The 25,221-nt window shown below is 46.1% G+C and carries 25 protein-coding genes and 2 riboswitches; of the genes, 19 read left to right on the top strand and 6 right to left on the bottom strand.

The features are described 5' to 3' along the window. Positions 1 to 145: 145 nt before the first annotated feature. From M2444_RS25900 to M2444_RS25890, 3 genes are all read right to left on the bottom strand, one after another. The gene (locus tag M2444_RS25900) at positions 146 to 1,102 is read right to left on the bottom strand and encodes a diacylglycerol/lipid kinase family protein (protein WP_280788371.1); all 957 of its coding nucleotides are present in this window, start codon (positions 1,100 to 1,102) and stop codon (positions 146 to 148) included. Positions 1,103 to 1,212: 110 nt separating this feature from the next. After that, positions 1,213 to 1,551, bottom strand: coding sequence for a DUF4870 domain-containing protein (locus tag M2444_RS25895; protein ID WP_094873972.1), 339 nt, complete (start codon positions 1,549 to 1,551; stop codon positions 1,213 to 1,215). 92 nt (positions 1,552 to 1,643) lie between these two features. Beyond that, positions 1,644 to 2,660, bottom strand: a complete 1,017-nt coding sequence (locus M2444_RS25890; RefSeq protein WP_280788370.1) for a serine hydrolase domain-containing protein — start codon at positions 2,658 to 2,660, stop codon at positions 1,644 to 1,646. Between the two features lie 469 nt (positions 2,661 to 3,129). On the opposite strand from M2444_RS25890, the gene M2444_RS25885 reads away from it, so the two are divergent. From M2444_RS25885 to M2444_RS25825, 13 genes are all read left to right on the top strand, one after another. Then, positions 3,130 to 3,318, top strand: coding sequence for a hypothetical protein (locus M2444_RS25885; RefSeq protein WP_042123803.1), 189 nt, complete (start codon positions 3,130 to 3,132; stop codon positions 3,316 to 3,318). 398 nt (positions 3,319 to 3,716) lie between these two features. After that, entirely contained in the window at positions 3,717 to 4,763 is a 1,047-nt protein-coding gene (gene coxB / locus M2444_RS25880; protein WP_042123804.1) for a cytochrome c oxidase subunit II, read from the top strand. Between the two features lie 127 nt (positions 4,764 to 4,890). Next, entirely contained in the window at positions 4,891 to 6,738 is a 1,848-nt protein-coding gene (ctaD, locus tag M2444_RS25875) for a cytochrome c oxidase subunit I (RefSeq protein ID WP_094874004.1), read from the top strand. Continuing rightward, positions 6,735 to 7,361, top strand: a complete 627-nt coding sequence (locus M2444_RS25870; RefSeq protein WP_094877489.1) for a cytochrome (ubi)quinol oxidase subunit III — start codon at positions 6,735 to 6,737, stop codon at positions 7,359 to 7,361. Before ctaD ends, M2444_RS25870 begins: the two co-directional genes overlap by 4 nt. A gap of 5 nt (positions 7,362 to 7,366) precedes the next feature. Then, complete coding sequence (locus tag M2444_RS25865; protein ID WP_042184535.1) at positions 7,367 to 7,693, top strand: cytochrome C oxidase subunit IV family protein; 327 nt, start codon at positions 7,367 to 7,369, stop codon at positions 7,691 to 7,693. 82 nt (positions 7,694 to 7,775) lie between these two features. Next, positions 7,776 to 8,696, top strand: coding sequence for a cytochrome c oxidase assembly factor CtaG (gene ctaG / locus M2444_RS25860; RefSeq protein WP_280788369.1), 921 nt, complete (start codon positions 7,776 to 7,778; stop codon positions 8,694 to 8,696). Positions 8,697 to 8,722: 26 nt separating this feature from the next. Then, complete coding sequence (locus tag M2444_RS25855; RefSeq protein ID WP_042123812.1) at positions 8,723 to 9,187, top strand: DUF420 domain-containing protein; 465 nt, start codon at positions 8,723 to 8,725, stop codon at positions 9,185 to 9,187. Between the two features lie 870 nt (positions 9,188 to 10,057). Further along, positions 10,058 to 10,786, top strand: coding sequence for a hypothetical protein (locus M2444_RS25850; protein WP_094873978.1), 729 nt, complete (start codon positions 10,058 to 10,060; stop codon positions 10,784 to 10,786). Between the two features lie 60 nt (positions 10,787 to 10,846). Further along, positions 10,847 to 11,242 (top strand): GntR family transcriptional regulator, encoded by a 396-nt coding sequence (locus M2444_RS25845; protein WP_094873980.1) that lies wholly within the window; start codon positions 10,847 to 10,849, stop codon positions 11,240 to 11,242. Between the two features lie 19 nt (positions 11,243 to 11,261). After that, a complete protein-coding gene (locus M2444_RS25840; RefSeq protein WP_280788368.1) occupies positions 11,262 to 12,191 on the top strand; it encodes an ATP-binding cassette domain-containing protein in 930 nt (309 codons plus the stop codon). A 4-nt stretch (positions 12,192 to 12,195) separates the two neighbouring features. Beyond that, complete coding sequence (locus tag M2444_RS25835; RefSeq protein WP_042123817.1) at positions 12,196 to 13,098, top strand: ABC transporter ATP-binding protein; 903 nt, start codon at positions 12,196 to 12,198, stop codon at positions 13,096 to 13,098. Further along, entirely contained in the window at positions 13,091 to 14,380 is a 1,290-nt protein-coding gene (locus M2444_RS25830; protein WP_094877486.1) for an ABC transporter permease, read from the top strand. Before M2444_RS25835 ends, M2444_RS25830 begins: the two co-directional genes overlap by 8 nt. Positions 14,381 to 14,413: 33 nt before the next feature. Beyond that, complete coding sequence (locus tag M2444_RS25825; protein WP_280788367.1) at positions 14,414 to 14,605, top strand: hypothetical protein; 192 nt, start codon at positions 14,414 to 14,416, stop codon at positions 14,603 to 14,605. Between the two features lie 288 nt (positions 14,606 to 14,893). Here the strand turns inward: M2444_RS25825 and M2444_RS25820 are convergent, their stop codons facing one another. The 3 genes from M2444_RS25820 to M2444_RS25810 are packed head-to-tail and all read right to left on the bottom strand — an operon-like array spanning position 14,894 to position 16,403. Beyond that, entirely contained in the window at positions 14,894 to 15,346 is a 453-nt protein-coding gene (locus tag M2444_RS25820; protein WP_280788366.1) for a hypothetical protein, read from the bottom strand. 39 nt (positions 15,347 to 15,385) lie between these two features. Continuing rightward, the gene (locus M2444_RS25815) at positions 15,386 to 15,895 is read right to left on the bottom strand and encodes a hypothetical protein (protein WP_094873992.1); all 510 of its coding nucleotides are present in this window, start codon (positions 15,893 to 15,895) and stop codon (positions 15,386 to 15,388) included. Between the two features lie 16 nt (positions 15,896 to 15,911). Beyond that, on the bottom strand, positions 15,912 to 16,403 hold the full coding sequence (locus M2444_RS25810; RefSeq protein WP_280788365.1) for a hypothetical protein: 492 nt from the start codon (positions 16,401 to 16,403) through the stop codon (positions 15,912 to 15,914). 133 nt (positions 16,404 to 16,536) lie between these two features. Next, a riboswitch (cyclic di-AMP (ydaO/yuaA leader) is annotated at positions 16,537 to 16,702 on the bottom strand. 422 nt (positions 16,703 to 17,124) lie between these two features. Then, a riboswitch (cyclic di-AMP (ydaO/yuaA leader) is annotated at positions 17,125 to 17,315 on the top strand. A 190-nt stretch (positions 17,316 to 17,505) separates the two neighbouring features. Between M2444_RS25810 and M2444_RS25805 the strand changes: the two genes are divergently transcribed. The 6 genes from M2444_RS25805 (at position 17,506) to M2444_RS25785 (ending at position 25,055) form a co-directional block, all read left to right on the top strand. Continuing rightward, positions 17,506 to 17,916: a hypothetical protein gene (locus M2444_RS25805; protein ID WP_280788364.1), complete on the top strand. Its 411-nt coding sequence runs from the start codon at positions 17,506 to 17,508 to the stop codon at positions 17,914 to 17,916. Between the two features lie 132 nt (positions 17,917 to 18,048). Further along, positions 18,049 to 18,126 carry a K(+)-transporting ATPase subunit F gene (kdpF, locus tag M2444_RS33650; RefSeq protein WP_481857536.1) on the top strand — a complete coding sequence of 26 codons (78 nt, stop codon included), beginning with the start codon at positions 18,049 to 18,051 and terminating at the stop codon, positions 18,124 to 18,126. 12 nt (positions 18,127 to 18,138) lie between these two features. After that, positions 18,139 to 19,815 (top strand): potassium-transporting ATPase subunit KdpA, encoded by a 1,677-nt coding sequence (gene kdpA, locus M2444_RS25800; RefSeq protein ID WP_280788363.1) that lies wholly within the window; start codon positions 18,139 to 18,141, stop codon positions 19,813 to 19,815. Positions 19,816 to 19,831: 16 nt separating this feature from the next. Further along, positions 19,832 to 21,865: a potassium-transporting ATPase subunit KdpB gene (kdpB, locus tag M2444_RS25795; protein ID WP_094877479.1), complete on the top strand. Its 2,034-nt coding sequence runs from the start codon at positions 19,832 to 19,834 to the stop codon at positions 21,863 to 21,865. A 55-nt stretch (positions 21,866 to 21,920) separates the two neighbouring features. After that, entirely contained in the window at positions 21,921 to 22,529 is a 609-nt protein-coding gene (gene kdpC / locus M2444_RS25790) for a potassium-transporting ATPase subunit KdpC (protein WP_094877497.1), read from the top strand. Positions 22,530 to 22,730: 201 nt separating this feature from the next. Beyond that, positions 22,731 to 25,055 (top strand): histidine kinase, encoded by a 2,325-nt coding sequence (locus tag M2444_RS25785; protein WP_280788362.1) that lies wholly within the window; start codon positions 22,731 to 22,733, stop codon positions 25,053 to 25,055. Positions 25,056 to 25,221: the final 166 nt, after the last annotated feature.

Raw genomic sequence — 25,221 nt, 5'->3', positions numbered from 1 at the left:
TAACGAAGATACCTCAGCTCTGATGATGCGAGCTGAGGTATCTAAACTAACTAGTTTTTGTTTTTTACACTGTACACTTGACAGGGAGCACTTCAAGGTTGATAAGCCTGTCTCTTGCTGTTTTTTTGTGATGCACCGGTATGGCTTACCCGTTGCCACCGCATGCCGCTGCAGGATCGGCGTGGTGCTGCGCGCTAACCGCCGCCAGCGGCGAGAGCACCCGCAGCGTTCCTGGCTCGCAGCGTACGGCAAGCGGCCCTTTGCCGAAGCTCTCGCCATCGCCGATCGCCGGCCGGGCCTCTGCGAAGTTGACGGCTACGCTACGTCCACGCAGCATGGACACGAAGGGCAACGCTACATGCTTGCCCTTCAGTACCGTGGGGAACAGCCGCAGCAGTTGCCCGCGGCTGCACCCATGCACGACGCAGACGTCGAGCTGGCCGTCATCGGCCTTCGCCTGCGGGCAGATCAACAGCCCGCCGCCGTAGCTGGGCAGGTTGCAGACCGAGACCAGCCATGCCTTCTCAAAGACGTGCTCCGTCCCGTCGCACGCAACACTCACCCGGCATGGCTTAAACGTCATCAGCGTATGCAATATGCCGATGATATAAGCCAGTTGGCCTGCGCCAATGGCATTGCACAGCCGTTTGTAACGGCTGGCATTCACATTCTCGGCCACCTGAGCATCAAAGCCGTTGGCAACGGCTGTTAAAGTCAGTCCGTTTGCGCCTGAGATCAGATCGGCTTCGATATGCCGATCGCTAAGTGCAGCTTCCAGCGCGGCTTCAGTCGAAAGCGGAATGCCGAAGCCGCGTGCGGAGTCGTTACCGGAGCCGGCAGGGATGATTGCCAAGGGAATGTCCTTGCCACGAAGGGCACCTAAAATGCTGTGCAGCGTGCCATCGCCGCCGATTACAATCGCGGCTTTCCAGTCCTCGCGGTGTTTAATTGTATTTAGAACAAGGGCTTCTGCACCCTCTTCGCTATGCGTAAACAAGGTCATATATGGCAGCATCCGCTCTTTTATGAGCGCCTCTACAGTATGCCAGGTCCGTCCTCCTGCGCCCCCGCCGGAGCGTGGGTTTATGATGATTAGATACATTTAAATTCCTCCAGCCTGTAGAATTCCGTGATGCCCGTCTTTCCATTGTAAGGAGTGGATGGGCAAAAGGGAATACTTTTCAGCGATTAGAGGTGTTCCTTCAGTGGTGTTTATAGATGTCGAATCTGACTTTCCGCTACATCCCCAACCCAAGGAAGCTTATACCATCTGCTACTTAAAGCTTGATAGATCATAAGTAGCCATATAGCAAAGCTGCAAAGAGAAAGGATTGCACTCATTAGGGCGCCAAGGAAAGGGATAAATCCGGTTAGAACATGGAGAATCATCAGCACGCCGAACGTAAGCAGTGATTGCAACGCGTGGAACAGCACGAAGCGGTTGCGTTTCTCCAGAGCGAGAAAGACCACGCCGCCGATAAAAGGGAAAAAATAGCACAGCGCGCCCGCAATATTATCGGGCAATCCGGTGGATGATTTGAAAGGGGACAAAGGGCTCACTCTCCTTCTACTTGGAGAAGAAGGGGGTTAGTTCACTACTCCTTCTTCCTTAAAAGCCTATGACTTGTCAGGAAAAAGTATGTTTAGCTCATCGTGGGTATAATATACTTTTCGAGCAGCTTGCGGGGGCTCTTCCAATTGTTTGTCTTACTCTCTGCTGTAAAGACCACAACCGCATCTAACTTAGGTAGGAGAAGGATTTGCTGTCCACCATGACCGTGGGCAAGCTTGTAGGGTTGGCCGCTCATCGTACCCACCCAGAACTGATATCCGTAATCTCCAAAAGCCGGGTATCCGGTAGTGTGTGCGGTTAGTGCTTCTTGGAGCCAATACTTCGGAATGATCTGCTGCTTCGCAAATAACCCGTTATTAAGCAGACAGATTCCAAATTTAGCCATATCTCTTGAGTTCAAGTACAGACCAATATGTCCCATACTATGACCTTCGGGACTCGGTAACCAAGCCGTGTGAGTCATTCGGAGAGGGCTAAATAAATGCTCAGCAGCATAAGTAAACGCATCTTGACCTGTAGATTCACTTAAAATCATCGAAATCAAATGGGAGTCGATACTACGGTATTGAAATTGACCGATATGTTCCGGAATTATGTTCATACTAAGAGCAAAGGAACCCCAGCGGCGACTACGATGGAGATTCCGGACGAAGGGCTCCCCAAGCTTCTTGCCCGTGATCCAGCTAAATCCGGAAGTCATGGTAAGCAGATGACGGAGAGTGATTTTTGATAAATGAGGGGAGTGTAGGTATGGAACATGTTTACGAAGTACCTTGGAAACCGAGACATCGATATCAGGGATATCTCCCCGATCGATAGCGATTTCGGTAATTGTGCTGATAAAGCTTTTAGTCGCAGATCGAAGATCATTTAATGCCCCGGCATGATGGTTTCCGTAATAACGTTCAAAGATGAGCTTGCCATGGCGAGCAATAAGCATACTATGCATCTTTGGATATTCTTTCTGAATAGCATAATCAGCTTGTTCAAGGCCTTCACGGCGCGTTGCAGTTTCCTCAGGTAGCGCGATAGTCATCGCGGGAACTACGTTATAGGATGAAGTCAGTAATGGTGTGGGTTGGCCCATAGGATCTCTCCTTTTCTTGCTGTGGTATGTGTTAGGTGTGGCCTGCTATAGAGCATAATGTATTTTAACCCGACACGAGCAATATGACTTACGAAGAACATTATAAAAAATAAAAATTTTCCAATTAGCACATTTTACAAGGAAAGGTGGAAGTTGGACCGGAATATGATACAATATAACGATAAGGCCCGAAAGGGGTGATTCAGTAAGTGGCTCTTCGGGTAATAAAAGTGTCAAGGAGCTTTCGTTCAACAGGCGTCCTTACTCTCAGCCCAAATCACGACGAACCTGCTTCACCGGCGAACCAGTATCTCAAGGCTTTGAAGCTTTGAATTTTACGTTTTGGCGGATAATGCAAGCCACGTATGTGTAATGGTTACTTCACTTGCATTCGAGGTTACGGCGTACTTTTCATCATGCATTCTCTACAACGGAGCATTCATTTTCAATGTTTTGGGAGGGAACGATCATGGCAAGTAAAGGTCATAACGAAGTCAAGGAAAGTTTACGGGAAATGACACGTATTTTCCGGCCCAAAGATCCCAAGAAATTCGTAAAGGAGTACGTCCGAAAATATCGGATTACCGGAGGCTATGAAGAAGAACTGACCATGGTCGTGGAGCATGAGCTGGTAAAGATGAATTCATCCGTCTCCTAGCTAACAGATACGAGTGTCACTTACTTTTGACATCATTTTGAGTAATAACATCCACGAGGATTCTTATAAACCGTGCCCGAGCAGCGTTTGTTGCAGGAATCGGTTTTTTTTGTATGTACATTTATGAATAAGAAATATCGTCTCTCATAAAATAGTCAAATGAATTAATAGACACATTTCGTAATGAATGTGCTTTAATGATCATTTTTTATTTGATTGCGTTTTCAAAAAATGCGCATAAATGCAGGTAGGACAAGGAATTATTATGTCGAAAATTACAATGTGAACTAGTTGTGAACGATTGACAAAACTTTCCCTTAAACTTATATTAATAGTGATTGTTATAATTGACAGAAAAAAACAGGAACCTACGAAATCGGGAAAAGCGGGGTAGATCAATGATGAAAACGTGGCAGGCTGTAAAGCGACTCCTTCCCATGACCGCTATGTTTGGTCTCTTTCTTGCCGGGTGCGGCCGTGAGGACTTGTCAGTACTCAGACCACAGGGTCCTCAGGCGGAAATGTCTTATGGATTAATGGAGCTGTCGATCAGTATTATGATCGTCGTGTTGCTGATTGTCTTTACGATTGCAGCTTATGTACTGATCCGTTTCCGTCGAAAGCCGGGTCAGAATGAAATCCCTGAGCAGGTTGAGGGTAGCATCAAGCTTGAGATTCTCTGGACGGTCATTCCGCTTATCCTCGTAGTGGTACTGGCAGTTCCAACGGTGAAAGCAGTGTTCGCCGCAGGAGATGATCATGCCAATGACAAGGATGCGATTAAGGTTAAAGTAACCGGCCATCAATATTGGTGGGAGTTTGAGTATACCGATTACAAGGTGACTACAGCGCAGGATCTGATTATTCCAGTAGGCAAAGATATTGCTTTTGAACTGGAGACTAAAGACGTGCTGCACTCCTTCTGGGTCCCTTCTCTTTCCGGTAAAATCGACACCAACCCAGCCGGGACGATTAACCGCTTCAGCTTCAGTGCACCTAATGAAGGCGTTTACCGTGGCAAATGTGCGGAACTATGCGGGCCGTCTCATGGATTCATGGAGTTTAAGGTAAAATCGGTTAGTGAACAAGATTTTCAGAAGTGGATAGATTCGATGAAAGCACCCGTAGCTGTGCTGCCAGAGGATCCTGCTTTAGCTGAGAAGTTCAAAGCGGCGTGTCTGACTTGCCACGCTGTAGGTGATCAAGGGATTAATAATGCGCCGAACTTGACCGGAATTGGTTCTCGGGAGTCGATTGCAGGAATCCTGCTCAACGACGACACGAGGGAGGATGGTGCACCAATTGAGGAGAATCTCAAAACATGGCTGCATGATCCACAATCCGTAAAACCGGGCAATCTGATGCCTAACCCCAAAGATCTAGGCCTAAGTGATGCGGAGATTGATGGCATTGCTGAGTATCTGGCCAACTATAAGCTGGACTAATGCCTTAGCCTAAAGGCGGGCGGAACTTTCGAAAAAGGGGGTACGAACTTTGGCTCAAGCAGCGCATACCTTGAATTCATCCAAGCCTCTGGGGCATGGCCACAGTGTGAAGCGCCATACAGGACTTATGGATTGGCTAACAACCGTCGATCATAAAAAAATCGCAATTTTGTACCTATGGGCCGGAGGATTATTTTTTGGTATCGGTGGAATTGAAGCACTTCTGATTCGCTGGCAACTCATCAAACCAATGAATAATTTTTTGGATGCCCAAACGTTTAATGAACTTATTACCATGCATGGTACGACGATGATATTCCTCGGCGTCATGCCAATCATCTTCGCCTTAATGAATGCTGTCATACCGCTACAGATCGGTGCACGTGATGTAGCCTTTCCTTTTCTAAATGCACTTGGCTTCTGGACCTTCCTGTTCGGCGGAATTCTACTGAATCTCAGCTGGATAATGGGTGGCGCTCCTGATGCCGGATGGACCTCCTACACCCCACTATCTACGAGTACATACAGCACTACACACGGTGTAGACTTTTATACGATTGGTCTTCAAATTGCCGGATTAGGTACCCTCATCGGGGGGATTAACTTTCTAGCCACGATCATTACGATGCGCGCGCCGGGAATGACCTACATGCGGATGCCGATGTTTGCTTGGACTACATTTATTACTTCCGCAATTATTTTGTTTGCATTTCCGGCAGTTACAGTAGGATTAGTACTGCTGACATTCGACCGGATACTTGGAGCCAATTTCTTCGAGGTTGGGGCTGGCGGTAATCCGGTGCTCTGGCAACATATCTTCTGGATATTTGGGCATCCAGAAGTATATATTCTCATTCTGCCTGCCTTCGGAATTATATCGGAGGTTATCCCGACTTTTTCGCGGAAGCGACTGTTCGGGTATAGCTCAATGGTGTTCGCTACCATCCTGATTGCCTTCCTGGGCTTCATGGTTTGGGCTCACCATATGTTCACTACCGGACTTGGACCAGTAGCTAATGCGTTGTTCTCTGTATCGACGATGTTGATTGCGGTTCCGACCGGAATCAAGATTTTTAACTGGTTGTTCACGATGTGGGGCGGGCAAGTGCGTTTCACGACACCAAACCTGTTCGCGGCAGGATTCATTCCTACCTTTACGATGGGTGGCGTCACTGGCGTCATGCTGGCTTCTGCGCCTGCTGACTTTCAGTTCCATGATACGTATTTTGTTGTAGCGCATTTCCACTACGTTATTGTGGGTGGATTGGTGCTTGGCCTGTTTGCTGGTCTGCATTACTGGTGGCCGAAGATGTTTGGTCGGATGCTAAGTGAAAAGCTGGGCAAATGGACCTTCTGGACATTTATTATCGGATTCCATCTGACATTCTTTGTACAGCATTTCCTTGGACTTATGGGGATGCAGCGCCGGGTATTCACGTATTTGCCGAATCAGCAATTCGATTTGCTGAATTTAGTCAGTACAATCGGTGCTGGATTGATGAGTGTTGGCATGATTATCTTCTTGGTCAACATCTTCCTGACTTCAAGAAAGCCGGCGGATGCAGCAAATGATCCGTGGGAGGATGGACGTACACTAGAATGGACGATTCCTTCGCCGCCACCGGAATATAACTTCAAGCAAACCCCGCTTATCCGTGGGATTGATGCATTCTGGAAAGAAAAAATGGCAGGAAATAAAGGCATGACTCCGGCAGAACCGGTCGGCTCGATCCATATGCCGTCTGCAACTATATTGCCGTTTACTATGTCTGTTGGGATTTTCATCGCTGGACTTGGCTTCATGTTCAGTCGGGACGACTTCGGCAACGCCTTTATGAGCTTTATGTTTAATAATTATATCGTTACAGCCATCGGTCTTATCATTACGTTTGGATCCATGCTGTTGCGTTCGCTGTATGATGATCATGGATGGCATATTGAACCTGAAGAGCTGGAAGGAAGTGAGCGGACATGACAACGGCACATGCAGAAGCTTCTAAGGAAGAATTTCCTCACGAGCCGGAAAAAGCTACGCTCGAAGGACGAAACAAGGTTCTTGCCTTTTGGTTGTTTCTAGGTGGGGAAGCGGTATTGTTCGGCACGTTGTTCGCTACGTTCCTCGCATTGCGTAATCAGACGAATGAGGGGCCATCGGCGAATGAACTGTTTCACTTGCCGCTTGTAGCTGCTGCGACATTCATTCTTTTGGTAAGCAGTTTGACGAGTGTGTTCGCTATTCAAGCGATGCATAGAAACCGTCCGGCTGTGCTTCGTAACTGGCTTTTGGTCACTGTAGCCTTAGGGCTTGGTTTCCTGATTCTGGAGATCTATGAGTTTACTCAATATGTGAGACACGAAGACTTCGGAATGACTACAAGTGCATTCAGTTCGGCATTCTATACATTAGTAGGATTCCACGGTGCGCACGTAGCTTTCGGGATTGCATGGATCTCCATCCTGATCGGGCAACTCATGCGTAAAGGATTAACCGTAGTTACTGCACCAAAAGTGTATGTGTCAGCCATGTACTGGCATTTTATTGATGTGGTATGGGTCTTCATCTTTACGGTTGTATACCTACTTGGAAAGGTGGGCTAGACACTATGACGACAGATCAGCATGTGCCGGAGAACGACGGGTATAAGCATCGCCATCGGCATGAAGGGCCACAGAGGCATATTGTTGTCTTTATACTGTCCATTGTCTTGACCTTAATTGCTTTCGCCGCTGTTGCGGCTGGAGGCGTGAATGCCACCTTTGCGGTTATTCTACTACTGGTGATGGCAGTCATTCAGGTTATTGTGCAGATGGGCTTCTGGATGCACCTGAAAGATAAAGGACATCTAATCCCGATTATTTTCATGCTGGGTGGTTTTTTTACCGCTGGTACCTGTATTATTATGTCGCTGTATTGGGTTTGGTGGAATTAACGGACTATAAAGAAAGAGGCGGGCTGCGATGCCCCCTCTTTTTGGTGTTTAACTAGATCCTGCGCTAGGAGGGGTTAGGGTTATGCTCGGATTACAATATTTTAGCTTTGCAGAACTATGGAGCCCGCTTTTTCTGGCGGTTATGCTGCTGCTGACGGCGGGTTATTTCGTTTGGATTGGTCCGATTGCTGGACGTTATGCAGATTCAGTTCCGGTTCCGTTCTGGCGAAGAGCACTATTTGTGTGCGGAATGCTTGCGCTTTATCTGGCACAAGGCGGTCCTGTTAGCTTATTAGGACATATGATGTTTTCATTCCACATGGTTAGTATGGCCTTATCATACCTAGTGGCAGTGCCGCTAATTATGCTGGGGATTCCAGATTTTATGTGGCGCAGCCTATTGAAAGTAAATCCCTTTCGTCGGCTGTCTTTCTTAGCTCGACCGGTGGTAGCTGCTCTTATGTTTAATGGACTATTTTCCTTGTACCATATTCCTGTTATCCATGATTATGTGATGCTGCATTTTACCGTTCACCGAATCTACTATATTGTTTTATTCCTAACCGCTGCCTTAATGTGGTGGACATTGATCAATCCGCTACCGGAGCGCCGAATGGCGAGTGGACTGGGCAAGATTGGGTTTATTTTTCTAAATATGGTATTGTTGACACCAGCATGCGGACTGATTATTTTTGCAGATCAACCGCTCTATGCTACTTACAGTGATCCGGAGACTTGGGCACTTGCCATGGGCTACTGTATATCGGGTGATCCTTCTGCCTTACTTCAGAATTTTGGGGGTCCTGCGTTCTTTGAATTGTTGTCACCAAAGGTGGATCAGCAGGTGGGAGGGATCGCGATGAAGTTCATTCAGGAATTTATTTTTGCCTCTATGCTTGCTTATGTGTTCTATCATTGGTATAAAAAAGAGAACGGACAAGAGAGCGATGAATTATCGACGCCTTCCTCAGCACTCGAGGAGAGCACCTTGACCCGTGCATAACTGGTAGACTGCCAAGGAGGAGAATCATGGATATTTTTACGGTGTTTCCAACGATTAGCACATCGTTCATCGTGCTTAGTGCGGTGCTCGTAGCTATTGGCTGGTGGCTCATCATTAAGGGCAAACGCGAGGCGCACAAGAAGACGATGATTGCTGCCGCAATCGCTGCGCTCCTGTTTTTTATTGTTTATGTCTCTAGAACGTTGTTCGTGGGGAACACCTCATGGGGCGGACCGGATGAACTACAGACGATTTATCAAGTGTTTCTGATCTTCCATATCGTGCTGGCAACGGTAGCTGCGGTATTCGGACTTACTACATTAACTCTTGGATTTAAAGCGAAGTACTCCAAGCACCGTAAGTGGGGCAGAGTGACATCTATAATCTGGTTCATTACTGCGATTACTGGCGTTATGGTGTATGTGCTGCTTTATGTTCTGTATCCAGGTGGACACACCAAGCCGGTGTGGGAAGTTATTTTGGGCGCGTAGGTTAGCTGTGTGAATAGAGCTTGTGGATTGGCGTGTGAAAAGAGCATGTGAATATGCGTGCGAATCGTACGTGAATTTGTGTGAATAGTAATGAAGTAAGCCTGTGTATCTGCTTGTTCCTAAATAGGGATAGTGGATGCCAGGCTTATTTTTAGGGAAAACCTCCCTGAAAAGAGATAAGTTTTGATCTCGAAAACGATAATTAGGGAATTTCTCCCTGTATTTTAACCGTTTTAGCTCTAAAACGTAGAATTGGGTGAATTATTAGGGAGAAATTCCCTAAAAACGTTGATTTCAGGCAAAATCCAAGTAATTTGAGGGAGATTTTCCCTAATTGTTGATCTACTTCACATGATGTCATACCTCAGATTGATCTGACCCAGCTCGCCTTCACCCCTCGCAGTTGCATCTGGCAGTTACACCCACCGAGCGATCCCATCCACCCAGTAGTAGCACCCGCCAAGCAGTCGCACCCACCGAGTCTTCGTATCTAACCACAAATCGCATCTACTCAACACCCCTCCACGAAGGAGCAACAGCCCCCGCATCCTGCAACCTACAACTTATAGGCGAAGCAACAATGAGGTAATCTCACTCCGCATTCTTCGCATACATTAAACCTTTCCACATGCAATCCTTAACCCTCTGATTAGTTAATCCCAATAATGATCAGCCCTCATGCGTGTAAGGTCTTCTCCAAAGGAAGGGGAGCGAATACCTCCTAATCTCTTTGAATATTTACCATTTACAGGATTGACAATGGTAAATTAGGGACATATACTGTGTATATAGATATATACAGTAAGCACAGGGATATGAACACCTGCTTCCCGAAGACGCTGAAGACATTGTAAAGCGAGGTTAGCATTTATGAGAACAATAAGGGATTCGTGGTTTATCGTCTGCTCTGATTTTAGAGGAGACAAATTAAAAGTATTTGGAACACTCATAACCACAATTATTTTTATGGGTTATCTGGCTGGAATGATGAGTTTGGTAACAAATGACGTGCTAGCTAATCAAGATCGGACAATGTTAGCAGATTTTTTACTTCTCTCATTAATGCCGTTAATCGGAGTCTCATTCTCCCGTCGTTCTATGAAATATTGGAGTGAAGACTCCTACACAAGAATGTTGGCTTACTTACGAGCTTTACCGATTCCTGTGACAGTGGTATTAACTCGGAGAAAGTTTCAGGCGATAGGGTCCTTTACTGTGAATGGTGTATTGTTCTTCGGAATTGTCTATATGCTCGGTGAGAACTACCGCAAGGGGATGACATTACCGGCGTTTATTGCTTTTGCTATAACTTGGATCGGTGTAGGACTCATTGTTTCAGGCTTATATATTTTTATCGAATATCTATTTAGCGGAAAAGTTTATCTAGGGCTAACCGTGCTAATCGTAGTGGCATCTTGGGCAATATCGTTCCTGGTTATGCTAGGGGGAGGCAACCTATTCTTGTATAGCATCTCGCTTTCTAAGGAATGGGGGCTGCTATCCCCGATCATGTGGGGCACACTTCTGCTAGGGACAATATCCGTGCAATTATTCTCTAAATGGACTATCCATCGACTCAAGAGTCGCGATCTTGTATGAACAATCTGAAATGGCAAGGACGGCGCTCTAGCAAGCTAGAGTGGAAGGCGAGGTGTAAACATGTGGATACCCGTACAAATCAACGAAAATAGTGCTGAACCCCTCTACCATCAGATAGAGACTCAGCTTAGATCATTAATCATAAGTGGTGTTATTACAGAAGGTACGCTGCTCCCCTCGATTCGTGAGTTTGCTGGAGACCTGAAATGTAGTGTGATTACGGTGCGACGCGTGTATCAGGATCTAGAGAACGAAGGGTTGCTACGAACAAGACAAGGAACAGGTACCTTTGTATCCCATGTAGGTGCCTCTGCGATGGAGGAATATAAGCGAGAGACGATCAGCAAAGCGCTTGAGAGTGCAGTAGACATCGGTCGATCGGTACATTGCAGCAAGGAAGAGCTTGAACAGATTTTTCTGGAAATTGTAGAACGTAAATATAGAGAACAGGAATGAAAGGTGGGCGCTTACTCAGATGGTACAGATGGCGATAGAATTGCGGAATGTACGTAAACAGCGGCGTAGCAAGACAATTGGACCGCTAAACCTGAATCTGCCTCAAGGATATATCACAGCTTTGGTAGGTCAGAATGGATCTGGTAAAAGCACGTTACTGAATCTACTTCTACAGCTGTCGAACCCAGAGGAAGGCGATATTTATTGGTTTGAGAACAAGTATGATAACGAGCTGCCTATAGAGCTGCGACAATCTATTGCTTACGTCCCTGAGAATCCGATTTCAGAAGAGAATCACTGGAATGCGGAACAAGCGTCCCGATTTCGAAAGCATTGGTTTCCAAACTGGGATGAGTCGTATTTTCAGGATCTGATGGATCGCTTTGAAGTTCCGTATCATATGAGGCTCTCGAAGATGTCTAAAGGTGAGCGTCGGAAATTTGAAATTGCCGCAGCTCTTGCGTCACGCCCACGTCTGTTATTACTGGATGAGCCCTCTTCTGGCCTTGATCCTTTTGCCTGGAAGATTATGATGGAGACGCTTCAAAAGTATATGGAAGAGACGGATGCAACGATGATTATCTCTACTCACATTGTGGAAGAGGTACGGCGGCTGGCAGATTATATCGTACTTATGCATAGAGGTGAACTGCTGGGTATGGCCGAAAAAGACAGTCTATTCGGTGCTTGGACTGAAGTGTGGGTGAATATTGCAGATGAAGAGGAGCTTGCTGAGTTATCAGCGGAATTACCGGGAGGCATAAACTTTGCCATGGATACACCGGGTGTAGCTTCGTTTATCATAGAACAATTTTCTAAGAACGAGAAACGCATTCATGACTTGGGCGTAAAAGTTATCAAGAGTCGCAGTTTGGAATTGGACGAAATATTGGGTTTATGGACACAGGGATACCGTCCTATCCTGATTGATCACAAGAGAGGGGACTAGAGAAATGGAAGCCTTAAAGCTGGAAAGTGTAATGAAGCAATATGGAGAAAAAACCGCTGTAAACGGAATTAATTTAACGGTAGGCAAGGGGGAAATTTACGGATTACTGGGGGCAAATGGTGCTGGAAAAACAACCACAATGCGTATGGTGCTTGGCCTAATTTACCCTGATGGCGGGAATATTTTATATAATGGAAAGCCTTATAACAGCGAACTCCAGCAAATCATGGGCTATCTGCCCGAAGAAAGAGGATTATATCCAAAGGTAAAGGTAAGCGATCAAATCGTCTACTTGGCACGTCTGCGCGGGATGTCGGCTAGTGATGCAGATAAGAGCCTTCGCTACTGGCTTGATCGGTTTGAGGTTCCGGATTATTACAATAAGAAGATTGAAGAGCTCTCCAAAGGGAATCAGCAGAAAATGGGCTTTATCGCCGCAGTTGTTCATAAGCCGCAAATTCTGATCCTTGATGAAGCCTTCAGTGGTTTGGACCCTGTTAACGTGGAACTACTGAAAGATACGGTAAAAGAATTGCGTGATCAAGGAACAAGTATCTTATTCTCTACTCACCGGATGGAGCATGTTGAAGAGCTTTGCCGTAATATTACGATTTTGGATCGTTCCAATACTGTCGTGCAGGGCGATATTCGTACGATTAAGAGTGGGTATCCTCGTGAACAAGTATTGTTGCGTACGGATAACGAAGTGACCGGTCTAGAATCAATTGCAGGTGTAACAGCAGTACAGCGACAGGAGAGAGGTTATCTGTTGTCAATCAGTGAGATCGGCGCAGCACAACGTATCCTACAGCAGGCGATGGCGCAGGGTGAAGTGGAGCATTTTGAAATTAAGGAACCAACGTTAAATCAAATCTTTATCAGAGCGGTGGGTGAATCTCATGAATAAGATGGGGACAATTATTGGCTTTACCTTTAAAAATAAAGTAAGAACGAAATCATTCATGATTACTACGTTAATTCTAGTGTTGCTGCTCAGCATCGGGATGAATCTTCCGTATATCATCGATCAGTTTAAGGGTGATTCTAAAACAAACGCAGAGACTCAAATTGCTGTGATCGCGGAAGATGGAAATCAGGCTGCAGAGTTGTTGAAGGCATATACTTCACCTGAAGGAATGCCGCAGGCGAAAGTTGTGCAATATACTTCTGCCGATGATGCGGAGCTAAAGAAAGCTTTAGATGAAGGGACTGTAGAGGGGTATGTTACTTTTGCAGAATCGACTGGTGAAGGACTTCCACCCGTTACTTATTATAGTGAAAGTGGTGAATTGAAGGGCGATGTACAAATCTATCTCCAAAATGCCCTTCAGCAGGCCAACACCCAGTTCGTTGTTGGCGACAAGCTGACACAGGAGCAGATTGCTGCTATGTCAACACCGGTACAGATAGCTACTCAGCAGCTCAACCCTGATGGGACTGCGGGAGATAAAGATGCGTCGCAGGAATCCGCTCCAGCTATTAATTACGTTATTGTATACGCCATGCTTATGCTGTTCTTCATGTCTATCATGATGACTGGTAATATGATCGCAGCTGAGATTACTTCGGAGAAGAGCTCACGGATCATGGAGATTCTGATTACTAGTGCCTCACCGTTAGCGCAAATGTTCGGTAAAGTTATCGGAGTCTTCTTAGTAGGATTATTACAAATTGGCGTCATTATCGCAGCGGTAGTCGTCAATCTTAAGCTTCCGCATAATGCAACGATTTTGAAAGATTTAGACCTGGATTTAGGCCAGCTTAATATTAACTTGTTGCTTTATGGGATTGTTCTTTATGTACTGGGTTATTTCCTCTATGCCTTGATGTATGCAGCTGTAGGTTCAATTGTCAGCCGTACAGAGGATCTTGGCCAAGCGGTTATGCCGATTATGATGTTAGGCTTCGTAGCATTCTATGTTCCACTATTCAGTATCTCCAATGCGGATACTCTGCTGGTTAAGGTAGCGAGTTATGTGCCGTTCACCTCTCCATTGACCATGCTGCTCAGAATTGGTGTCGGTGAAGTAGCGATTTGGCAAGTTATTGTGTCATTAGCCATCCTGCTTGTTACCACGTTCATCTTTGGATGGTTGGCTGCCAAGATTTATCGCACGGGCGTATTGATGTACGGTAAACGTCCAAGTATTAAAGAGATCAGAAAAGCGATGAAGGCTTACAAGATCTAAGTGGCTTCATATAACTTTTAAGGAGTGGCAATCATGACTAAAAGTGAACAATATAATATGATGCTTTTAATGAGTTCGGTATTTCTGGCAACGGTTAGTAGAATGCTCCCGACAGATGGATCCATTTTAATGGATTTCACTCAAGGTGTATTAACTGGTATCGCCATGGTAGGGATGATTGCAGGATTGCGGATGTACGGTAAGGCGCGTAAGAGCAAAGCGTAATAGTAGGAAATAAGGAAGCCGCGGCAGATGCCGTGGCTTTTTTGTATACATATCGTAAAAGTTATGTAGCCGCGGCTTGTCCTTTGTTGATATTCATTATGAAGGAGTAGATCTAATCTTAGCTACATCCGGACTCAGCAGGCGTTATTTGCGAGTAAACCGCCTTTGGAAGATAGTTGCGGACTCCAGTGCAGCTGTTCGATATGGATGGGGGGTTAGTTGGTGTTTTTGATCCAATAAGGTCCATGAAGTTCGCAAACTTACCAAATGTCTTTTCCCTTTAGGAGACTATACAACGGATAGATTACCACTAGGCAGCAAATCCTCTTGAACAGTCAGTTGCTCCCGCACATGTCTAAGCTGCGCTTTTAGTACAGGAACACTCTTTTGCAGGATGATGCTTATTTGAGGTAAAGATAGCTTTAGGCCATACCACATCGTTTTTACAAGCTGTTCCTCCCAAGGCAATGCCTTGGCAGATAGGAGAGACCGGCGCGTGTAATAATCAGCGCATTGTCGGATACAAAAGCGGTAAGCTTCGATAGAGAATAGCTGGCTGTCGAAGCTTTTTTGACGGAATATTTTATGAAGCTCTTTAAAAGTACGGATAGTAACCTTCTCGGCTTCTGCTGATTGTTGTAACAACATAGAACTGAGCGCATAGATATCATTCGTACACTTTTGAACACACTCTGCAAATATAGCTCTACGGAGTGATTCAGCAGGTAAGGGGTCAGGCATGATAAACACGATCCTTTCAGAAGGGGTTATGGGATGAACCTATAATATAGAAAAGTAAGAAATGGATTTGTTGATAAGCTCGGCGGTATCAGGTTCTGGATAACTATGTTTTTGAAGCGCAACACTGGATGGTTTATAATATAGCCGCCCTCCTCTGGAATCTCTCCCACCAGCAACAGCTCTGTACAGACGACCTTGCTCAATGTGCCCTGCCAAGGATTTACCCTGCAGCTTGGCTTTTAAATCTTGTAAAGCACCTTGCACTAGCTCAAACTGAGTCTGATCCCACTCTGAACCATGGGTACGTACTTTATCTATCGCTTCCTCAAGCCGGCAATGGTATATCATTCTGAGAAAAGAACTCCATTTAATAAGGTCGAAGGTTTGGGTATTGGCAGAGATAAGACATGCCCCCCAGCTGCTACCTCCTTTACAGGTAAGTTTCAGGATGCCATACCGGCTGCCTTGATGAGCCTCCATTCCATAGTGAATAGGCTCAGGTGAATCAAAGACAAATACTTCTATGCGAGATAGTCTTCGCTGGTCCATGACAGGTTTCTCTTCCTTAGGTTTGTAAAAGCTTAAGCTCAACATGGTGAGCGACGTTAGCCCTCTCTATATAGGCGAGCATTTCAGCTTCATTCTCACAGACTGCGGCATGCTCCAGCCATAATCGGAATTTCTGTTTTCGTATAACGGATAAATGTAAGGGAAAGGTGTTGCGGGATCTCATTACGTACCAACCGACTTCAACATCTTTCCACGGTTCCTTAAAAGCGGTGAGCCACGGAAATCGTTGGTGTGCTGACCAATCCTGCAGCTGTTGCTTTTCTCGGATATTTTTATATATTTCGTATATAATTGTTCGGTCCATACAGTATTCACAGGTAGATGGGCTGCTGAAATGGCGAAGTGATTCAATCTGCTTCTGACCAAAAGCATAGCCGACAATAGTTCTGTGATGATCCTCTTCGAACCACAACGCTCCAAAGCAAACATAATTTAGACTTATCGGCTCCAGTAGCCCTTGCTGAGTTCCCCAATAATAGTGTTTCATTCCTTTCACCCCGTCCAGCATGCTATCACCCTATAGATTCAGGTAACGCAAAAACCGCAGCAAGAGGAGGACCTCTGCTGCGGTTTTGGAATACAGGTATACACACACCTGTGCCAAAGCGTGGCGGATCAAGGGTCTCTCTCTTTACGCTTACGAGGTTAGCTGTCGGATTCGGACGGTGAGAGTCGCCCTACCTATGTGAGACTTGAACAGTCTCCTTCGGATTCACCCCAAGTAGGCCATGTGGCCTGATGGTTCCCCCGTTCCCTGCAAAGGCAGGAACTCAGCGTTGAATGTATTTTGTGAAATAGATTCAACCCGAATCATACTCTTTTCAAGGTGTTTCTGTAAAAACAGAAAGTGTTCTTTTGAGCGCGATTTTATCCATATCCTGCCGACTGCGACGAAAAAGGGAACCAAATAGGTATTTATTGCGAGTTATCGAGCCTCTTGCTCGCTTAATCTCGCTTTCTTATTTCCTTACCTATAAAGGCGATTTTTGGGGATTCGTCCAATCGTAGTGAATAAAATCACGTGGTACGCCCGTATTTCGCTAATCGATTCAAATTCGAGTAAACAAGAGATATAGAGAGATTGGATATCAAGTAAGCGCTCTCCAATGCGAAAATAGTTTTTAATTTGCATTATTTTGGCATCAATCAGGTTTTACAATACTTCCTGCATAAGGGTATGATTACTCCTGTTTCAATACAACAATCGAATATTTGATCCGCTTAATTTCCGATAAGGAAAGCGGGGGAACCAACAATCGGCAGACGATGTGAGAGTCGGAAGCCGGTTATGGGGTGAATCCTGTAGAGGATGCGAGTGTGCTCGCATCCTCTACAGGTAGGGCGACTCTCACCGCCCGAATCCGACAGCTAACCTCGTAAGCGTATGGAGAGAGGATGAGTGCAATGTGACCGCTAGCGAGCCACAGAGGAGAATCCTTTGTGGCTTTTTGCTGTGCTTTTTTAAGCAAAGCATTTATGGAAAACCTCACAAAGAGGTCGTTATATTCATCATTAGCGGTAGCTTTTCTTTCAAGACCAGGGTGATCAAGCTCTGATCTTACAAGCAAAGCATTTGAGGAGAATAAGAGATGACAGATCAGAATGAATATGTACTGGTATGTGCGCCAACGAAGGCAGGAGAACATTTTATTAAGCTTCTAAAATTCAGAGGCATTAAGATGGCCGGATTGACCAACAACTTGCCTGAGAAGTCCCTACTTGAAGAGATGGGGATTGAGCAAGTTGTTCTAGTAGATACCCGCCATCAGAATACTTGGTTTCGCCCGCCGTTCCCGGTAGGCCGGGTATATCTGTTCGAGAGCAGCTTTACGTTATGCTGCCGCTATATTCAGATGTGCCGCACTTGGACGACACAGCCGATTTTTGTAATCACAAGCTCAATAAATCCTAGATTGGTCTATAAAAGACTTGGCGCAAGTTATGTAATCTATTCCCACAGTGGTGATGCTGATTTTCTGATCGATAAATCACCTCATTAAGGATAAAAGAAGGAGTGCGGGAGATATGATGGATCTGTATATGGTGGCTTCATTAGCTGTAATTTACGGGTTATTTTATGGATTTATGCGCTGGTGCGCTAGTGTAGTTGACGATACAGGGAGGGATAAGCTGTGATTCTAGTCATCACTGTTACCCTACTGCTATTTGTATACCTGGTTTACGCATTGATTCATCCGGAGAAATTTTAAGGAGGGGCATTCATGGGCATTTTACAAATTGTTGCTGTAATTGTGATTCTCATCTTGCTGGTTAAGCCGATGGGCACATATTTATATCATGTATTTTCTAATGAACCGAACCGTACGGATCGATGGTTTGGAGGTATGGAAAAAGGAATTTATAAGCTGATCGGCCTGAAACAACGGGACGGTATGACCTGGAAGAAGTATGCGCTCAGCTTTGTTTTAACGAATATCGTACTCGTTACTTTCAGTTATATTGTTCTTAGATTACAGCGAGGATTACCGCTAAATCCGAATGGAATTACAGATATGGAACAGACGCTTTCATTCAATACGGTGATCAGCTTTATGACCAATACGAACCTGCAGCATTATAGCGGGGAGACGGGTCTTTCGTATTTTTCACAAATGGCTGTCATCACGATGATGATGTTTACGTCTGCAGCGAGCGGATTTTCTGTTGCGGTTGCTTTTGTCAGAGGGATCACAGGCCAGAAATCAGTCGGGAACTTCTTCGAGGATTTCGTCAAAGCACATATTCGTGTGTTCATTCCACTAGCTTTGTTAGTTTCATTGGTGCTGGTAGGCTTGCATGTGCCGCAAACGCTAAAGCCTTCGCTTGAGGTCACTACTCTGGAAGGGCAAACCCAACAAATTGCTATCGGGCCAGTCGCTTCTTTGGAATCGATCAAACATTTGGGCACGAATGGGGGCGGCTTCTTCGGGGCTAATTCCTCACATCCTTTTGAGAACCCTAATCCACTTACGAATGTTCTGGAGATTCTCTCCATGTGGATGCTGCCGGCTTCGCTACCTTATATGTACGGATTGTTTGCGAAGAACAAACGTCAGGGCTGGGTGATTTTTACTGCGATGATGACCTTGTTCGTACTGCTATTAAGCCTGAACTTTTATGCAGAATCAAAGGGCAACCCTGCGATCAATGCACTGGGAATTGAATCTTCACAAGGTAGTATGGAAGGGAAAGAGGTACGCTTTGGCATACCGCAGTCTTCCTTGTTTACTTCAGTAACAACCGCAGCTACAACAGGTAGTGTTAACAATATGCATGATACGCTGACGCCACTGGGAGGCATTACGCCTCTTGCACTGATGATGCTCAACAATGTTTTCGGTGGGAAAGGTGTCGGACTAATTAATATGCTGATGTATGCCATCATGGGAGTCTTCCTATGTGGATTGATGGTTGGTAGAACACCGGAGTTTCTCGGACGGAAGATAGAGGCCAAGGAGATGAAGCTGATTGCCATTGCGATCCTTGTTCATCCATTCATTATCCTTGTGCCAACCGCAGGTGCATTCCTGACCGATTTGGGGCAAGGAGCGATTACGAACACTGGATTCCATGGGCTCAGTCAAGTGTTATATGAATATGTCTCTTCTGCCGCGAACAATGGTTCAGGCTTTGAGGGACTTGCGGACAACACAACCTTTTGGAATGTTACAACCGGGATTGTCATGCTGCTAGGTCGTTATGTCTCTATTATCGCAATGCTGGCGGTAGCAGGTTCTCTGCTTAAGAAGAAGCCGGTTCCTGAGACGATTGGCACGTTCCGCACAGACAATGGACTGTTTACGGGAATTCTGATTGGTACCGTAGTGATTATTGGTGCGTTGACGTTCCTGCCGGTCATTGTACTCGGTCCCATTGCAGAATATCTAACCTTACGGTAGGAAGAGGGAGAATAAGATGAGTACTGTAAAAAGAAAAAAGCTGCTGACGGGACCCATACTCCTTAGCGCTGTAAAGGATAGTTTTATAAAGCTTAACCCAGTAACGCTAATCAAAAATCCAGTCATGTTCGTGGTAGAGGTCGGTACGATCATTGTCCTCCTCATGGTGCTGGCTCCTGGATATTTTAATGCAGAGCAATCGATAGGCTTTAATATCACTGTGTTGTTCATTCTGCTATTCACAGTGCTATTTGCGAACTTCGCTGAAGCATTGGCGGAAGGCCGGGGTAAAGCCCAAGCCGATTCGCTCAAAAAAACAAAACAAGATATCACAGCTAACAAACTGGTTGGAGGAGCGGTGAAGACAGTCTCTTCCTCCGAGCTGCGTAAAGGAGATATTGTCATCGTCAGTCAGGGAGAACTCATCCCTGGTGACGGTGAAGTGATTGAAGGGCTAGCTTCCGTAGATGAATCAGCGATTACAGGTGAATCTGCACCTGTAATCAAGGAGGCTGGTGGGGACTTTGGATCCGTTACAGGTGGTACACGGGTCGTCAGTGATGAGATTACAGTCAGAATTACAAGTGATCCTGGTGAGTCGTTTCTAGATCGAATGATCTCCCTTGTTGAAGGGGCGAAACGTCAGAAGACACCGAATGAAATCGCACTAAATACGCTTTTGATCAGTTTGACGCTGATTTTCCTGATTGTAGTAGTGACCTTGCGGCCAATTGCAACTTATCTAGGTGTTGATCTTGATATTCCCGTGATGATCGCTTTGTTGGTCTGTCTGATTCCGACTACCATCGGGGGACTACTCTCGGCAATCGGAATAGCGGGTATGGACCGGGTGACACAGTTTAATGTACTTGCGATGTCGGGTAAGGCAGTCGAGGCTGCTGGCGATATTAATACGATGATCCTAGATAAGACTGGTACGATTACCTTTGGGAACCGGATGGCGAGTGAATTTGTAACTGTTGGAAATGAATTGGAAGCGGAGCTTACGGCATGGGCGGCCATCAGTTCTTTAAAGGATGAGACGCCTGAGGGACGCTCTGTGATTGAACTGGCTAAGAAGCTGGAACGCAGCTATGACAACAAGCTTGCTGAAGGCGGGGAATTCGTAGAGTTTAAAGCGGAAACTCGGATGAGTGGTATTGATCTCCAAGATGGACGCTGCGTACGTAAGGGTGCGGTAGACTCCGTGAAGAAATGGGTGCAGTCGAAAGGCGGGGTCATTCCCGCGAATCTGGACAGTAATTCTGATGCCATCGCCCGAATGGGGGGAACCCCGTTAGCGGTTGCAGTAGACAACCGGATCTATGGACTTATTTATTTGAAGGATACCGTTAAGCCAGGCATGAAAGAGCGGTTTGATGAGCTGCGGAAAATGGGGATCAAGACCATCATGTGTACGGGCGACAATCCGCTGACCGCAGCTACAATTGCCCGCGAAGCGGGTGTAGATGATTTTATCGCTGAAAGTACTCCTGAGGATAAAATAGCAGTCATTCGCCGCGAACAGAACGAAGGCAAGCTGGTTGCGATGACAGGGGATGGTACCAATGATGCCCCTGCCCTTGCACAAGCTGATGTGGGCTTAGCCATGAACAGCGGTACGACAGCCGCTAAGGAAGCGGCAAATATGGTTGATTTGGATTCTGACCCTTCGAAGATTATTGAGGTCGTTGCGATTGGTAAACAGCTATTGATGACGCGGGGCGCGTTGACAACTTTCAGTATTGCGAATGATATTGCGAAGTATTTCGCTATTATTCCGGCGATGTTCATGCTAGCCATTCCGGAAATGGAAGCTCTGAATGTAATGGGGCTAGGCTCACCAAGCTCGGCTATTATATCGGCATTAATATTTAATGCGATTATTATTCCGCTGCTCATCCCACTGGCTATGAAGGGTGTCTCGTATAAAGCTATGAGCTCTACGAAGCTGCTCGGACGTAATATTTTTATCTATGGGCTAGGCGGAGTTGTTGTTCCTTTTGCGGGCATCAAGCTCATTGATATGATCGTAAGTGTATGGATTTAATGACGTGTTGACTAATCATTGAAAGGGTGAGAGCATCGTGAATAAAGTAAACGCTATGGTGGACACTGAAGAGCAGTTATCATCATCGAAAGGTGCTTATTTCTTTATTATTGTACGACTAAGTCTAATATTTATTGTTCTCTGCGGAGTGATCTATCCTCTGACGACTACAGCGCTTGCCCAGGTTCTGATGCCGTCGCAAGCGAACGGTAGCTTGCTTAAGGATGATGCTGGAGTAGTCGTTGGCTCGGAGCTCATCGGGCAGAACTTTACGAACCCGGCTTTATTTCATGGTCGTGTATCTAGTATTGAGTATAAAGCAGAAGCTTCAGGCTCCAATAACTACGCTCCATCCAATCCGGATATGCTGCAGCGGACCAAGGATTTCATTACGCAGTGGCAGCTCGATAACCCGGATGTGCCTGTGAATAAATTACCAGTGGCACTGGTAACCAACTCGGGTTCGGGGCTGGATCCGCATATTACACCTGCTTCGGCTATTGTGCAGATTCCTCGAATTAGCAACTTAACCGGTGTTCCTGCCTCACAGCTGGAAGAGCTCGTGAATAAGCATACTGAGGGTCGGGACTTGGGGCTGTTCGGTGAAGAACGGGTAAATGTGTTGAAGCTGAACATGGAGCTTCTGAAATTATCGAACCAATAAATATAGTAAATGTCCCTGCCAGATCATTAGAATCGGGCAGGGATATCTTGCTTTCTAAAATATAAGAAAGTATAAGTTTCACATATTCATCATCCTTATATTTCTACGAGAAACGGCTGTCATCTTTGAAGGACGACAACGTCGTTTCTTCTTGGAACAGAAGAGTACATGCATGATCGGGGTTATTAAGGAGTGGTCTGGATGGGAACATACCGGAGGAAGACGCCGGAGGAACTGCTGCTCTCTATCTATGAGCTGCATCGGGGACGTCTTAAGATCTATATAGGAGCAGTTAGTGGTTCGGGCAAGACGTATCAGATGCTGCGTGAGGGCCAGGCACTTAAAGCGCAGGGAATTGATGTCGTGATCTGTGCAGTTTCAACGAATCAAAGCCCAGAAACTAAGGATCAGCTGGGCGATTTGGAACGGATTCCAAGTATTCATTGGTTCCAGAAGGAGTTCGAGAAGAAGGATCTTGATGTGGAAGCTATTGTGGCTCGTAATCCTGAGGTTGTGCTGACCGATGGCCTGGCCCACCAGAATCGCGAGGGTGCGGAAAGATCTGGAAGACTGGACGATATCAAATACTTAATGAGCAATGGGATAAGTGTTATCACAACTGTAAACGTATACGAACTGGAGGGTGCTGCGGATTTAGTGCGGAAATGGACCGGAATTGAGGTAGAGCATTCCCTTCCTGTTGAGGTGCTTACCCTTGCTGATGATATCGTTCTAATTGATGTGACGCCGGAGAAGATACTTCAGCGCTTGTCCGACGGCCATTTAAGTAAACATCAGCAAAGATCGCTTTTTAACAAGGGGAATATAAGCAAGCTGCGGGAACTGGCACTTAGAATGGTTGCTGAAGATGTTAATGATTCACTGGAGAAACACAGAGAAGAACAGGGGCTGCTGGGAGCTTCAGGGATCGCAGAAAAGGTGTTGGTATCGGCACAGTATTATTGGAATGGCTCGATCCATATCCGCCGTGGACAGCAGATTGCCAAGCGGTTAAATGGGGATCTTTCAGTGGTGTCATTCTCGAAGCAGGGTCTCACCCTTTCTAAAGAAGCAGCAACCTTTAAGCGCTCCCTCTGGAAGCTGACCGAGAAGATTGGTGCCTCTATGGAAGAGATAACTTTTCGCTCGAAAAGGGAGATCCCTCATCTGTTGGTAAAATACGCAACCCGGCACAACATTACCCGGATCGTTATGGGACACTCCAACCAGACCGCTTGGCAGGAGTTATGGAAAGGTTCGATCGCCAATTCGTTACTGAAGCAAATCAGAGGTGTGGATGTGTTCTTCGTGGCGGATCGCGCAGACCGAGAGGGAGAACGTGTACTTCCAACCCGGCAGCGTCGTAATGAACGGAAAGCGGATGCCTATCACAGATTAAGCAGCCAGGAAGTAAAGGATAAAATCGATGCGATTCACGGAGGAACCTTTAAGGTATACATTGGGGCTGCTCCCGGTGTGGGCAAGACTTACAAGATGCTGCGTGAAGGGAACGATCTCTTGAAGAGAGGGATTGATGTTGTGATCGGACTTCTTGAAACGCATGGCCGCCAAGAAACCCTTGAACAAATCGGTGATCTGGAGATCCTACCACGTCTACGTATAGAGTACCGAGGGACTGTCCTTGAGGAGATGGATACGGCAGCTATCATACAGCGTAATCCAGAAGTCGTCCTAGTGGATGAACTCGCCCATACCAATATGCCAGGCAGCAAACATAAGAAACGGTATATGGATGTTATGGAGCTGCTCGATGCGGGAATATCTGTGATCTCTACTGTGAATGTGCAGCATTTAGAAAGCCTGAATGATGCCGTAGAGCAAATTACAGGAGTTAGAGTAAGAGAGACCTTTCCGGACAGCATTCTACAGCGGGCTAACGAGGTAGAACTTATTGATGTATCACCCAAGACGCTTCAAGAACGAATGAAGGATGGGAAAATATATGCCATGGCCAAGGTGGATCAGGCGCTGGGGGCTTTTTTCAAAATCGGGAATTTGATCGCCCTTCGGGAGCTGGCGTTGCGGGAAATTGCTGACGATGTGGATGAGCGGCTGGAATCCTGGGAACGTGTCGGTTCGTTACGGGGGCCTTGGCGGCGTGAGGAAGTCATTTATGTGTGTATCACCTTGGGGGATCATGCGGAGCGCTTAATTCGGCGTGGTTTTCGGATCGCATATCGTCTAAAAGCTTGCTGGTATGTTACGTATGTGCAGGAATTTAAACAGCATGGACCCGTTTATGATAAACGAATAACTGATTTAAAGGAATTGACGGAACGACTGGGTGGGACGTTTAAGATGATTGAGAGCGCGCTTCCTGCCCGAGTGGCGTCCTTGCTGCTTGAAAGATCTCAAGCTTTGCAGAGCACTCAGATTATTATCGGTCAATCACAACGCTCCTGGCTGCGAAAAAGTATTCACGGCGATGTTACCAAGCAGATTCTGCGTTCTGCCAGAAACGTGGATGTGCTGGTCGTGGCAGATCTCATACGTGTGGAAGCATAGACTAAGACTAACAAATAAAAACGCCTTCGCCGTCCCTAAAGGACGGTAAGCGTTTATGCGAGAAATACAAGGATAATGTATAGCGTGAAAATTATAGATTCTTATATTTTGAAAAAGGGTACCTTCAAGCCGATTGGCTATGAGGATACCCTTTTTTTACAGCTAT

This window comes from Paenibacillus sp. PastF-3, assembly GCF_029893135.1.
GTDB classification, from domain to species: Bacteria; Bacillota; Bacilli; order Paenibacillales; family Paenibacillaceae; genus Paenibacillus_AQ; species Paenibacillus_AQ nitricinens.
The sequence above is the reverse complement of the archived record's forward strand: the minus strand, read 5'-3'. Positions and strand labels throughout refer to the sequence as shown.